The 13,128-nt window shown below is 72.1% G+C and carries 11 protein-coding genes; 4 read left to right on the top strand and 7 right to left on the bottom strand.

Annotated elements, in window-relative coordinates; translation table 11 throughout:
• Positions 1-18: 18 nt before the first annotated feature.
• The 4 genes from fliF to ACTJK8_RS05625 all read right to left on the bottom strand — a co-directional run bounded on the left by fliF (position 19) and on the right by ACTJK8_RS05625 (position 4,653).
• Positions 19-1,650 carry a flagellar basal-body MS-ring/collar protein FliF gene (fliF, locus tag ACTJK8_RS05610; RefSeq protein WP_071000422.1) on the bottom strand — a complete coding sequence of 544 codons (1,632 nt, stop codon included), beginning with the start codon at positions 1,648-1,650 and terminating at the stop codon, positions 19-21.
• 369 nt (positions 1,651-2,019) lie between these two features.
• A complete protein-coding gene (gene sciP / locus ACTJK8_RS05615) occupies positions 2,020-2,295 on the bottom strand; it encodes a CtrA inhibitor SciP (RefSeq protein WP_007569077.1) in 276 nt (91 codons plus the stop codon).
• Between the two features lie 91 nt (positions 2,296-2,386).
• Positions 2,387-3,073, bottom strand: a complete 687-nt coding sequence (locus ACTJK8_RS05620) for a flagellar hook assembly protein FlgD (protein ID WP_043074908.1) — start codon at positions 3,071-3,073, stop codon at positions 2,387-2,389.
• A gap of 95 nt (positions 3,074-3,168) precedes the next feature.
• Positions 3,169-4,653: a flagellar hook-length control protein FliK gene (locus ACTJK8_RS05625; protein WP_440761629.1), complete on the bottom strand. Its 1,485-nt coding sequence runs from the start codon at positions 4,651-4,653 to the stop codon at positions 3,169-3,171.
• Between the two features lie 335 nt (positions 4,654-4,988).
• On the opposite strand from ACTJK8_RS05625, the gene mnmA reads away from it, so the two are divergent.
• From mnmA to ACTJK8_RS05645, 4 genes are all read left to right on the top strand, one after another.
• Positions 4,989-6,143 carry a tRNA 2-thiouridine(34) synthase MnmA gene (gene mnmA, locus ACTJK8_RS05630; protein ID WP_440761630.1) on the top strand — a complete coding sequence of 385 codons (1,155 nt, stop codon included), beginning with the start codon at positions 4,989-4,991 and terminating at the stop codon, positions 6,141-6,143.
• A 25-nt stretch (positions 6,144-6,168) separates the two neighbouring features.
• On the top strand, positions 6,169-6,822 hold the full coding sequence (locus tag ACTJK8_RS05635) for a class I SAM-dependent methyltransferase (RefSeq protein WP_012321969.1): 654 nt from the start codon (positions 6,169-6,171) through the stop codon (positions 6,820-6,822).
• Positions 6,819-7,622: a TVP38/TMEM64 family protein gene (locus ACTJK8_RS05640; RefSeq protein ID WP_440761631.1), complete on the top strand. Its 804-nt coding sequence runs from the start codon at positions 6,819-6,821 to the stop codon at positions 7,620-7,622. The genes ACTJK8_RS05635 and ACTJK8_RS05640 overlap by 4 nt, the downstream gene beginning before the upstream one ends.
• Positions 7,623-7,845: 223 nt before the next feature.
• The gene (locus ACTJK8_RS05645) at positions 7,846-9,333 is read left to right on the top strand and encodes a sensor histidine kinase (protein ID WP_043373450.1); all 1,488 of its coding nucleotides are present in this window, start codon (positions 7,846-7,848) and stop codon (positions 9,331-9,333) included.
• Between the two features lie 125 nt (positions 9,334-9,458).
• On the opposite strand, the gene bioB is transcribed toward ACTJK8_RS05645, so the two are convergent.
• The 3 genes from bioB to ACTJK8_RS05660 all read right to left on the bottom strand — a co-directional run bounded on the left by bioB (position 9,459) and on the right by ACTJK8_RS05660 (position 12,722).
• Positions 9,459-10,472: a biotin synthase BioB gene (gene bioB, locus ACTJK8_RS05650; RefSeq protein ID WP_012321972.1), complete on the bottom strand. Its 1,014-nt coding sequence runs from the start codon at positions 10,470-10,472 to the stop codon at positions 9,459-9,461.
• A 31-nt stretch (positions 10,473-10,503) separates the two neighbouring features.
• The gene (locus ACTJK8_RS05655; RefSeq protein WP_440761632.1) at positions 10,504-11,619 is read right to left on the bottom strand and encodes a methyl-accepting chemotaxis protein; all 1,116 of its coding nucleotides are present in this window, start codon (positions 11,617-11,619) and stop codon (positions 10,504-10,506) included.
• Between the two features lie 218 nt (positions 11,620-11,837).
• On the bottom strand, positions 11,838-12,722 hold the full coding sequence (locus tag ACTJK8_RS05660) for a fumarylacetoacetate hydrolase family protein (RefSeq protein WP_440761633.1): 885 nt from the start codon (positions 12,720-12,722) through the stop codon (positions 11,838-11,840).
• Positions 12,723-13,128: the final 406 nt, after the last annotated feature.

Below are 13,128 nucleotides of genomic sequence, written 5' to 3' on the forward strand. Positions count from 1 at the left end.
CCCTCGACGCCCTACGCTTCACTCTTCCTGGATCCAGGTGCGCAGCACCTCGACGGTCTCGGACGGGCTCGCCCGGACCATGTCGACCACGCGCTGGACCGTCTCGGCCTGGACCTGGCCGTTGATCTTGGCGAACTCCATCAGCCGCGCGGTCGGGCTGTCGCGGTCGATGACCGTCACGGTCCCGCCCGGACCCGCGACCGCGGCGGCGTCGCCGGGGATCGCCAGTCCCGACGCGGTCAGGGCCGGCGCTTCCGGCACCGGCGCGAGCACCTGGCGCACCAGGGGGCGGACCACCGTGAGGAGGACGATCAGGGTCAGCAGCGCCAGGACGGCGAGCTCGGCCATGCGCAGCACGTCGTCCTTGGTGGGGGCGAGCAGCGACTCGATCAGCGTCGGCTCGGTGAATTGCGGCACGCTCGGCGCTTCCGCGAAGCGCAGGTTCACCACCTCGATCTGGTCGCCGCGGGCCTTGTCGAAACCGACCGCGCCGCGGACCAGGGCGGTGATCCGCTCGATCTCGGCGGGCGTGCGCGGGCTATAGGTCTGCTTGCCGTCGGGCGCGGCGGCGTAGACCCCGTCGAGCACCACCGCGACCGACAGGCGCTTGATCCGGCCGCCCTCGGCGATCTCGGTCTTGGTGACCCGGGAGATCTCGTAATTCGTGGTTTCCTCGTTCTTGTTGGTCGCGTCCTTGGGCGTCGGCGCCTTGTCGCCGCCATTGGCGCCGGGCAGCTCGTTGCCGACGCTGACCTGCCCCTCGGCATTGCCGGTGACCGCCGATTCGGTGCGGGTCTGGGCGGAGCGCACGACGCGGCTCTCGGGATCGAACGTCTCGGAGCGGCTCTCGACCCGGTTGAGGTCGAGTTCCGCGTTGACCTGGACGCGGGCCCGGCCCGGGCCGACGATGCCGGCGACGACGTCCTCGATCTGGCCGCGCAGGCGCCGCTCGAGGGCGACCTGCCGGTCCTCGAACCCGCTGGCGACGTCGGTCGCGGCATCCCGCGCGCCGTCCGCCAGGAGCCGGCCGCGCTCGTCGACGATCGAGATCCGCTCGGGCTTGAGGCCCTCCACGGCGGAGGCCACGAGATGGCGGATCGCCCGGACCTGCCCGGCATCGAGGTCGCCCATCAGCTTCAGCACGATCGCCGCGCTCGGGCTTTCCCGGTCCCGCTCGAACAGGCGGCGCTCCGGCAGGACGAGGTGGACACGGGCCGCCTGGACCCGGCCGATCGCCCGGATCGAGCGCGCCAGCTCGCCCTCCAGGGCGCGCAGGTGATTCACGTTCTGAACGAAGTTGGTGGACGAGAACGCGTCGCCCTTGTCGAAGATCTCGTAGCCGACGCCGCCCTGGGTCGGCAGCCCCTTGCCGGCGAGGTCCATGCGCAGCTTGGCGAGGTCCGGGCGCGGGGCCAGGATCGTCTGCCCGGCATCGCCCCGCGTCTCGTAGCGGATCCCGCGGCTGTCCAATTCCCGGACCACGGACGCGGAGTCCTGCATCGACAGGTCGGAGAACAGCACGCCCATATCGGGGCGCGAGACCCGCAGGATGATGAAGGCGAAGAAGCCGATGAGCGTCAGCGTCACCGCCGCCATGGCGGCGATTCGGGCCGGTCCGAACTTCGTGACGAGATCGAGAACCGGCTTCACGGGAGGATTCGCTGCACTCTAACGCTGGCGGACCCCGGCGGTCCGCTCGGCAGAAATTGCCCAGGTCGTGGTTAGCGGGTCGTTAATGCCGACGGTCCGGCCGGTCCGGAGGCGGGCCCGGAACGGCACGAAGCCGCGCCCGGGGTCCGGACGCGGCTTCGTGGGATCTCGGAGTCGACCGGGCCAGTCCCTGGGCGCCGTCTCGGGTCGTCGCTGCGGGCGTGAGGCCTTCGCGTCGGTCCGGGGCCGCGAGGCGAGTCCCTCGACCAGAGCCGCCGATGCGCCGGGTCTCGGCACCCTCGGTCTCGATGGGCCCCGGGATCGCCTGCGGCGTCCCGGGACGATGGCGCCCGGCAGGGGCGTCGCGTATCAGTGGCGGTAATGCTGGATCCGGGTCGTCCGCAGGCCGGCAAGGCCGTGCTGGTCGATGGAGAACTGCCAGCTCAGGAATTCCTCGGTGGTCAGCGTGTAGCGCTTGCACGCCTCCTCCAGGCTGAGGAGACCGCCGCGCACCGCGGCCACGACCTCGGCCTTGCGCCGGATCACCCAGCGACGGGTGCTCGGGGGCGGAAGGTCCGCGATCGTCAGGGGGCTGCCGTCGGGCCCGATCACGTACTTCACTCTCGGGCGGCTCGGTTCGGTCATGATACGCTCTACACTCGACTGACCTGTCGAGCATTGAAGGTACTTGTGCCCGCTTAAGAGATGTTGAAGCGAGTCACTCGGATGTGATTCGTTAAGTGCCACTTGTGGACAACCCGATGGTCTGCACGCTGGACAGCGGCACTCTCTGCGAGCCGATCACCAGCACCGGCGACGTTCCGCTGAGATCGACCTCGTCGACGGCCCCCGTCAGGCTCGTATCGACCGCGACGCTCGAGCCGGTGGCGTCCGTGGCCGCCACCTTGATCGAGTAGTTCCCGTCGGGCGCGGTCAGGCCGGCCGAGGTCTTGCCGTTCCACGTGTAGGTCTGGCTGCCGGCGCTGAGGGCGGTGGTCTGCGTGGCCACGACGTTGTTCTTCGAGTCCAGGACCGTGATCACCGCCTTCGAGGCGGCCCGGGCCGGGTTCAGCGTCCAGGAGGCGGAGCCGCCGGACAGCTGCGACGCGCTGCCGTCCGCCGTCACGGTCTTCCCGATGTAGCTCGTGGCCGAGGCCGAGCTCGCCGACTGCGACGCGCTGAGGATGCTGTCGAGGCGGTCGTTGGTCTTCAGCTGCTGCTCGACGCCGGCGAACTGCACCAGCTGCTGCGTGAACTGGTTGGTGTCCATCGGGTCGAGGGGGTTCTGGTTCTTGAGCTGCGTGGTCAGCAGCGTGAGGAACTGCGTGAAGTTGCTGGCGATCTCGGTGGCGTTGCCGCTGCTGCTCGTCGACGAACCCGTGGTGTTCGTCGTGCTGGTCAGGCTGGATATGCCGCTCGTCATGCTGATCTCTCCCGTGCCGCGTCCTGGCGCAGGGGCCGGATGCGCGCTGTGTCGGTGTCCGTGTCGGTCCGCGATGCGGGCGCCCTGCGCCCCGCCTAGATTCTCATGTCGACGCCGCCGTAGCCGCGCAGGTGGCGGATCGGGGCGATCTCTTGCGGGGCGTCCGCCTGATCGCGCGACCAGCCCGTGCCGCCCCCGCGCGGGGAATCGCCCGGCTGACCACCGCTACCGCCGCTCTGGGCGCTTCCGTCGCCCCGCAGCGACAGGTTGATGCCGCCGGCCGCGGGATCGAAGCCGGCCTGGGACAGCGCCTGCTGCAGCTGGCCGGAATCGCGCTGGAGCAGCGCGAGGGTCTCGGGCCGGTCGACCACCAAGTGGGTCATGACGCGGCCGTGCGCCTTGTCGATCTCCAGCTTGACGTCGATGCGTCCCAGTTCGGCCGGATCGAGGCGGATCTGGAACTCGTTGGATCCGCGCAGGGACCTCAGGCCGATGGTCATCGGCACCTGGCCGATCGGGATGGGCGGATCGGTCCGGACCGACGCGGCGCTCTGGTTCGGCGCGGCAGCCTCCTGAGCGGCACGCGACGTGTCCACGGCCTGGCCGGTCGGTATGGGCGGTGTCGGACCGCCCTGCGCCGCCGCGGGCATCGTCTGAAGCGGGCCTGCGCCCTGGCCCGCGTCGGTCAGAACGGTGAGGAAGTCCTGGGTCGCCGCGTCGGACGTCGCGGCCGCCGCGCCGCCGGCACCGGCCGTCGGGCCGTCGACGGGGACGCTGCCCGGCCCGACCTTGCCGGGTTCGTGACCGCCGGCCGACGCTGTGGCGGGGCCGGATCCGGCGACCCCCGAGACGGCTCCGCCCGCGCGGCCGCTGCCCCGCGCGTCCGTGCCGGGAGGACCCGCGGCCACGCCGGTTCCGGGGAGCGCCGCCGCGCCGTCCTGCGCCGGCGCGGTGCCGGTGTCCCCGTCCGCCTCGACCTTGACCGTCCCGGTCGCGGCGCCGCCCTCGGACAGCGCGGCGATGAGGGCCAGCAGGGAGGCGGACGGGCTCGACCCCGCCGGCTGCGCGGCGGTCTCGGCCTTCTGCGGCAGCGCCGCCGCGTCGATCGACGCGGCCTCGTGGTCTGCCGTGGCGGCCATTTCGGAGGCCGGAACCTCCCCGGCCGCGGCGGCCTCGGAACCCTGCCGACCGGCGGTTTCGGTCCGTCCGGTCTCGGCGGTGCGCGCACCCGCGACGGAGGGCTGCCCCTCGGCCTGCCGGGCCCGCGCCGCCGGAGCCGCCGCGTCCGCCGGAGCCGCGGCTTCCGCCGGGGCCGCGGCGTCCGCCGGCTTGGCGAGGCTGGCCTTCTTGTCTGCGGCCCTGGCCTCGCTCCGCAGCGCCGCATCCCGCGCGCGGTCGCTGGCCACCCGCGCGGCGTCGGCCTGATCGCGCAGGTCGGCCTGCCGGGCGCGGGCCGCGTCGGTGACGTCGCGCTGATCGGCGGCGCGGGCCCGCGCCGCGGCGGCGGCGTCGCGGGCCTGGGCCGCGCTCAGGGCGGCGCCGAAGCGCTCCTGCGCGGAATTGCCGGCGCGGGCCGCCACGCCCGCGGCCTCCCAGCCCGAACGCGGCGCCTGCGCGCTCCGCGCGGACGGAATCCACGTGGTGACATCCAACCGATCCGCCGCGCCGCTCGCCATACCGGACTCCTCTGAGCCGCTCCGCAGCAAGGCGCGCGCCACCGGGACGGTCCGCTAAGGTGCTGGAAACGTTCGTTCTCTTCCCGCGATGCGCGGAGCGGGCCTGATCGAAGCTGCCGCCCGCCCGGCAGGATCTGCCGAGTGTCCGGCCCGGCCGCCCTGGAAAGCCGGGCGAAGTCCCGCTATAGACGGCCCGTGCAGCCGGGGAGCTTCCGGGCCGGCGGCTGCGGACCCTCGCGATGAACGCCCTCGATCTTCCCAAAGCCCCCCACGAGACGCGCGTCGTCGTCGCCATGTCGGGCGGCGTCGATTCCTCCGTGGTCGCGGGCCTGCTGAAGCGGCAGGGCTTCGACGTGGTCGGCGTGACGCTCCAGCTCTACGACCACGGCGCGGCGAGCCACCGCAAGGGCGCCTGCTGCGCCGGCCAGGACATTCACGACGCCCGGGCGGCGGCGGAGCATCTCGGCATCCCGCACTACGTCCTCGACTACGAGGACCGCTTCCGCGACGAGGTGATCGAGAAGTTCGCCGAGAGCTACCTCGCGGGCGAGACGCCGATCCCCTGCGTCGAGTGCAACCGCACGGTGAAGTTCCGCGACCTGCTGGGCCTCGCCCGGGATCTCGACGCCGACGCGCTCGCCACCGGCCACTACGTGGCCAGCCGGGCGCTTCCTGGCGGCGGCCGGGCGCTCCACCGCGCCCTCGATCCCGCCCGCGACCAGAGCTACTTCCTCTACGCGACCACGGCGGAGCAGCTGGACTTCCTGCGCTTCCCCCTGGGCGAGATGGAGAAGACCGAGACCCGCGCGCTCGCCAAGGAACTCGGCCTGTCGCTCGCCGAGAAGCCGGACAGCCAGGACATCTGCTTCGTGCCGCAGGGCCGCTACAGCGACGTGATCGCGCGTCTGCGCCCCGACGCGGCGCGGCCCGGCGAGATCGTCGATCTCGATGGCCACGTTCTCGGCCGGCACGACGGGATCGTGCACTACACGGTGGGCCAGCGGAAGGGCCTCGGCCTGTCCGGACCCGAGCCGCTCTACGTGGTGCGGCTGGAGCCGGACGCGGCCCGGGTGGTGGTCGGGCCGCGCACGGCGCTGGCCACGACCCGGATCCGACTGTCGGACCTGAACTGGCTCGGCGAGGGGCCGGCGGAAGCCGTGCGCGACCTGCCCGTGGCGGTCCGCGTGCGCTCGACCCGGCCGCCGCGCCCGGCGACGCTGACGGTCGGGCCGGACGGCGCGGCCGAGGTCGTGCTCGCCGAGCCCGAGGACGGCGTGTCGCCGGGCCAGGCCTGCGCGATCTACGCGGATGACGGCCCCCGGGCCCGGGTCCTGGGCGGCGGCACCATCCGGCGTGTCGACGCGTTGTCGGCCCGGCCCCGCGAGGCCGCCTGATCTCAACCTCTGGAAATTGCGAACGATGCTGAGCGAGCCGCAGATGGCCGGGCCGAGCACGGCCCTGATGCGCAAGGCCTATGCCCGCTGGGCCCCCGTCTACGACGTGGTCTACGACAAGCTCACCGAGCCCGCGGCTCGCGCCGCCGTGGAGGCGGCGGCCGAGCACGGGCCGCGGATCCTGGAGGCCGGCGTCGGCACCGGGCTGGCGCTGGGCTACTATCCGAAGGCGAGCTTCGTCTGCGGCGTCGACCTCTCCGAGGACATGCTCAAGCGTGCCCGCGCCAAGGTCCGGCGCCGGAACCTGGCGCACGTGAAGGGCCTCCAGGTGATGGACGTCTGCCACCTGGGCTACGCCGACGCGAGCTTCGACGCCGTCGTGGCGCAGTTCCTGATCACCCTGGTTCCCGATCCCGAGGCCGCGCTGTCGGAGTTCCTGCGGGTGGTCCGCCCGGGCGGCGGTATCGTGCTCGCCAACCATTTCGGCCAGAGCGAGGGCCCGGTCGCGCGGGTCGAGGAGATCGTGGCGCCGCTCTGCACGAAGATCGGCTGGTCGTCGGACTTCAAGGCGACGCGGATCGAGGCCTGGGCCCGGCGCAACGGCGTCGAGGTCCTGGGCCTGAAGCCGACCTTCCCGGGCGGGTTCTTCAAGATCCTGCGGATGCGCAAGCCCGGGTGAGCGAGACCGGCAACGCGCCTGTCGCCGAGGGTCGCGCGGAGAGCCGCGAAGGACGCTGGAAGCGGCTGCGGCGCTGGCTCCCGCTCGTGCTGCTCCTGACGGTGTCGGCGGTGGTCCTGGTTTCGGGGGCCGCGCAGCTCCTCAGCCTCGACCGCCTGCTCACCTCGCGCCTCTGGCTGCGCGGCTTCGTCGAGGCCGGCTATCTCCGCGCGCTGGTCGCGGCCTACTGCCTCTATGTCGGGGCCGTCGTCGTGTCTGTGCCGGCCACGCTGATCCTGACGATGGTCTGCGGCTTCCTGTTCGGCATCGTTCCGGGGGCGCTCACCGCGGTCTGTGCCGCCACCACCGGAGCGGCCATGGTGTTCGCCATCGGCCGCGGGCCGGGCGCCGACCTCCTGCGGCGCATGGGCGGCACGCGCCTCGCCGGGCTGGCCGAGGGCTTCCGGCGCGACGCCTTCGGCTACATCGCCGTGCTGCGCCTCCTGCCGCTGTTCCCATTCTGGGTGACCAACCTCGCACCCGCCGCCTTCGGGGTGAAGATGCGGGTCTTCGTGCTCGCGACGTTCCTGGGGTTGCTGCCGGGGGCTCTCGTGTACGCCACCACGGGCGCCGGCATCGAGGACGTCGTCGCCGCCCACGAGGCCGCGAAGGCCGCCTGCCTGGCGGCGGGGTCGGGCGGCTGCGACACGGCTCTGACCCTGCGCGCCCTGGTCACGCCGAAGATGGTGGCGGGTCTCGGGATGCTGGCCGCCTTCGCCCTGGTCAGCATTCTGCTGAGCCGGCGCGCCAAGCGCGGCTGACAGGCACGGCTGACAGGCGCCGCCGGGATACGCGATCCACCGCCGGATCCGTTTTTCCGTGTCTAAGGTCACATGCAACCGCGTGGGGGTGGATATCGTATAGTGCTCGCCGCCGAGAGCCTGTATTCCCGCCTGCGAATCTGTGGCTTGCGAACATGTATCCCGCGAAGGCCGGACCCGGCTCGAGCTTTCTCAATCCTCTCTCCGCCGATCCTCATCCGCGATGCCCGCGCGGAGCGTGACCGGCGTGTCCGTCAAGTCCGATCAGGCCGCGGCACCGGCGACGCCGGCGCCCGCTCCGGCCCGCGACCTGCCCGAGCGGCGCACGGCGCGCCTCGGCCTGTCCGGGCGGCTGTTCCTCGTGACCGTCGCGTTCGTGGTGGTGGCCGAGGTGCTGACCTACGTGCCGGCGGTGGCCAACTACCGGATCGAGTGGATGTCCGACCGGCTGGCGGCCGCGCAGGTCGCCGCCCTGGTCCTCGATGGCCGGACCGGCGAGCCGGTCTCCGAGCCGCTCGAGAGCCGCCTCCTGGCCGGCGTGAACGCCCGGGCGATCGCGGTCCGCGGGGGCGGCGCCCAGCGCCTGCTCGCCATCGAGCCGATGCCCGAGCAGGTCGCCGACACCGTCGACCTGCGCGACGTCACGGCCCTGTCGGCGATCCGGGGCGCGTGGCGCACCCTCGTGGCGCCGGTCCACGAGCCGATCCGCGTGGTCGGGGAGGGCGGGATCGGCTTCGACCGTGTCGAGATCCTGCTCGACGAGGCGCCGCTGCGCACCGCCATGATCGACTACGCGCTGCGCCTGCTGGTCTCCTCGCTGATCATCGCGGCCGCCGCGGCCGGTCTCGTCTTCGTGGTGCTGCAGGTGCTGATCGTGCGGCCGGTGCGGCGCCTCGCCACCAGCATCACGGTCTTCGCGGACGATCCGGAGGATGCCGGCCGGATCATCGCCCCGTCCCGCCGCAGCGACGAGATCGGCCAGGCCGAGCGGGCGCTCGGGCGGATGCAGCGCAGCCTCGCCGACCAGCTCCGGCAGAAGCGGCGTCTCGCCGAGCTCGGCCTCGCGGTCAGCAAGATCAGCCACGAGCTGCGCAACCTGCTGACCGGCGCGCAGCTCCTGGGCGACCGCCTGGAGGGTACCGAGGATCCGACGGTGCAGCGCGTGGCCCCCCGCCTCGTCGGGACGCTGGCCCGCGCGATCCGCTTCTGCGAGGCGACCCTCGCCTACGGGCGCGTCTCCGAGCGGACGCCGCTCCTGACCAGCACGCCGCTGGCGCCGATCTTCGCGGAGCTCCCGGATCTCGCCGCGCTGGCGGCGCACCCGGTCAGCGTCCAGGTCGCGGCGGGCGATCTCTCCGTGCAGGCCGATCCGGAGCAGCTCGGTCGGGCGCTGGCCAATCTCGTGCGCAACGCCGTGCAGGCGCTGGACGGGGCCGCCGTGCCGGAGGCCACCGTGAGCGTGGTCGCCTCGCGCGCGGCGTCGGGTCGGATCACGATCCTGGTCACCGATAACGGCCCCGGCCTGCCGGCGCGCGCCCGGGAGAACCTGTTCGCGCCGTTCCAGGGATCCATGCGGTCCGGCGGCACGGGCCTCGGTCTGCCGATCGCCGCCGAACTGATCGGGATCAACGGCGGAACCCTCACCCTCGACACCTGCCAGGACGAGGGGACGAGCGGGGCGCGCTTCCGGATCGTGCTGCCGGAGGGCTGACGCGATCGCCCGCGGGCGACCGCCGTGAACCGGGAGGGGCCCGGTCGGGGGGCGAGGCCGGGCTCCGTGGCGCCGCTGAGGCGCCGCGCGCAGGGGCCGGGAAGGGCGAGACGGCGACCTGTTGCCTACTCGGCCGCGGCCCGGACGGGCTCGCCGACCCGGATGCCCAGATCGGCCAGCAGAGCCGCGTCGTCGTCCTGGCCGTTATTGGCCGTGGTGAGCAGCCGCTCGCCGTAGAAGATCGAGTTGGCACCGGCGAGGAAGCACAGAACCTGGGCCTCGCGGGTGAGGCTCTTGCGGCCGGCGCTGAGCCGCACGCGGGAGCGCGGCATCACGATCCGCGCGGTGGCGCACATGCGCACGAGATCGAACGGATCGACCGCCGGCTGATCCTCCAGCGGCGTGCCGGGCACCGCCACGAGGGCGTTGATCGGCACGCTCTCCGGATGGGGGGCGTGGTTGGCGAGCACCTGGAGCATCGCGGCGCGGTCGGTGACGCCCTCGCCCATGCCGACGATGCCGCCGCAGCACACGCCGATCCCGGCCTCGCGGACGTTCGCGAGGGTCTGCAGACGCTCGTCGTAGGTTCGGGTGGAGATGATGTCCTCGTAGAAGTCCGGGCCGGTGTCGAGGTTGTGGTTGTAGGAGGTCAGCCCGGCCTCGGCGAGGCGCCCGGCCTGCGAGGGCGTGAGCATGCCGAGCGTCACGCAGGCCTCCATGCCGAGGCCGCGCACGCCGCGCACCATGGCGAGCACCGCGTCGAATTCCGGGCCGTCCTTCGGCTGGCGCCACGCGGCGCCCATGCAGAAGCGCTGGGCGCCGGCGGCCTTGGCGGCGGCCGCCTCGGCCAGCACCGTCTCCACCGGCATCAACCGCTCGCGGGCGACGCCCGCGCCCTTGTGGTGGGCCGATTGCGGGCAGTAGGCGCAATCCTCCGGGCAGCCGCCGGTCTTGATCGACAGGAGCGACGCCCGCTGGATGTCGGCGGGGTCGTTGTGCCGGCGGTGCACCTGTGCAGCCCGGAACACGAGGTCCATCAGCGGCAGGTCGTGGATCGCGCGGATCTCCGCCACGCTCCAGTCGTGGCGGATCTCGCCGAGGTCAGGCTGCTGGGAACCGGGGAGGGAAGTCGCGCTCATCCGGTGTTTGAGCCGGATCGGCGGCCAGAAATCAAGCGGGCCGCGCGCCCGAACGCCCGACCGAGGGGTCGGTCTGGACGATCATGCCGTACCAGCCCAGCCCGCGATACGTCTCGTAGCCCGGTGTCCGATGGAACGCCGTGACCGTGCCGGTCCGCGGATCCCGCGCGACGCCGCTCGTCTGGCCGTCCATCCGGCAGGAGACCCGTTCGGTCAGGAGCCCGGCCTGGTCCGAGGCGGCCAGCACCCGGCCGCCGGCGTCGACCAGCAGCGCGCGGGTGCGGTCGCGGTCTTCCGGCGCGACGCGGATCCCGGAGACGATCGCGTGCGCCTGCGGCGCCCAGTCGAAGTGAATCGCCAGGACGCCGAGCGGGGCGCCGTTCGCCCGGCCGTCCGCCCGCACGCTCGCCGCGTAGGTGGCCACCTGCGCGCCGCCCAGCGCCTCCTCCCGACGCACGTCGGCGCACACGAAGGCGTCGCCGCTCTGCAGGGCGAGCGCGTCCCGGAACCACGCTTCCCCCGCGACGCTCCGGCCCCGCAGGCCGGGATAGCGATCGGCGCGGCCGGTCGCGAGGATGCGGCCGTCCAGGTCGCAGACCCAGAGATCGAGATAGACGGTGTAGGCCGAGAGGATGATGCCGAGGCGCTCGCCCGCGAGGGCCGCCGCGGCCGGGCCGGGATCGGCCGCGCAGGTCACGATGGCGGCGTCGGTCGCCCACCAGCGCACGTCGCAGGTGCGCTCGTAGAGATTGCGATCGATCAGCTCGACCGCGTTGAGCGCGAGATCGACCAGCCGCTCACCCTGGACGCGGCCCGCCATCGTCTCGACGGTGCGTTGCAGCTCGACGATGCGGCCCGCCAGGTGAAGCTCCAGCTCGCCGGCGATGACGTCCACGGACTCGCCGAGGGCGCGCACCTCCTGGGCAACGACCGCGAAGCCGCGTCCCTCGTCTCCCGCCCGTGCGGCCTCGATGAGGGCGTTGAGGGCGAGGATCTTGGTCCGCGCCGTGATCCGCCGGATCCGACCTGTCTTCTCCTGAGCCGCCTGCTTCACGGCATCGGCCAGGATCTCGATCGACCTGAGCGTCGGCGGCTCGGACTCCGATCTGAACGTCCGGCCTCTTGAAAAATCAATCTTGGTCGTCATGTCGGGCCCGATCGGCGATGCGGGCATTTTACATCGATGCTATAACGCTGTCTTAATTGGCCGATGTTCCTGATCTAACTTGCAATGTTAAAATAAAATCAGAATTCAATCGAGGGTATGTAGAAACCCGTCCGGACCCGGCGTCGGGCGATCACCGATATCGGTGGGGTGTCCCGGAGAACAGGCCGCCGCCCGGGCGCAGGCGGCGGCCCAGCCTGTCAGTCCGTCGGCTCCCCGGCCGAGACCTTGGCGGTCCAGTCGTCGAACGCGATGACCTTCTGGCGCTGCTCGCCGAGCCGGTCGATGCGCAGGACCATCTCGTCCCCGGCCTTGAGGTAGCGCGGCGGCTTCATGCCGAGGCCGACGCCCGGCGGCGTGCCGGTGGTGATCACGTCGCCCGGCTCCAGCAGCATGAAGTGCGACGTGTAGGCGACGAGCTGGGGAACGTCGAAGATCATCGTGGCGGTCGAGCCGGTCTGCCGGCGCTCGCCGTTCACGTCGAGGCTCATGGCGAGGTTCTTCAGGTCGGGAATCTCGTCGAGCGTCACCAGCCAGGGCCCGAGGGGGCCGAAGGTCGGCGCGCTCTTGCCCTTCGTCCAGGTCGGACCGCGGTTCATCTGCCATTCGCGCTCGGAGACGTCGTTGCAGATGCAGGCGCCCGCCACGTAGCTCAGCGCCTCGTTGGCGTGGACGTAGCTGACGCGCCGCCCGATCACCACGGCGAGCTCCACCTCCCAGTCGGTGCTGTGCGACCCCTTCGGGATGATGACCGTGTCGTTCGGCCCGCACAGGCTGGACGGGGCTTTGTTGAAGATGATCGGCTCCGCGGGGATCGGCGAGCCGGTCTCGGCGGCGTGATCGGCGAAGTTCAGGCCGATGGCGACGACGTTCCGGGTGCCGCCGACGCAGGGGCCGAGGCGCACGTCCGGAGGCAGCTTCGGCAGGGTCTCGGGATCCAGCGCGCGCAGCCGCGCGAGCGAGTCGGGCGCGAGGGCCGGCCCGGCGATGTCGCGCACGATGCCCGACAGGTCGCGCAGCCCCCCGCTGGCATCCACGAGGCCGGGCTTCTCGTCGCCGCTCGGGCCGTGCCGGAAGAGCTTCATGGTCGCACTCCTCATCCTTCCCTGAACCGGTCTGCGCCGGACGCCGGGACCATGGCCGGGCCTCGACCCGGGTGCAAGGCCGGCCGCGGCTACGGGTCCGCCCATCGGGTGTCGCAGCCGGGCCACAGGACGGCGGAAAAGTGCAGGGTCGGCGACATCTGGATATATTGTTCCTGCCGCCGTCTCGGTGCGAGACCCCGGATCAAGACTGAAGAGTCTCGATGATCGCGCGCTTTCGCTTGTGAAGGTGCCGTTTACCGATCGTAATCTACTGTTATTCCTCTCGGTGCCGAAAATGATCAGGGTCATTGCGGTCCTGCGCCCGAAAACGGCACCATGCACGAAAGGTCGCCGCATAACGGGTCTCGAACAATCGACGGCGCCCAGCAGAACGAAGGCTTGGGGG

The sequence above is a fragment of the Methylobacterium sp. 22177 genome (assembly GCF_052045615.1).
Classification (GTDB): domain Bacteria; phylum Pseudomonadota; class Alphaproteobacteria; order Rhizobiales; family Beijerinckiaceae; genus Methylobacterium; species Methylobacterium radiotolerans.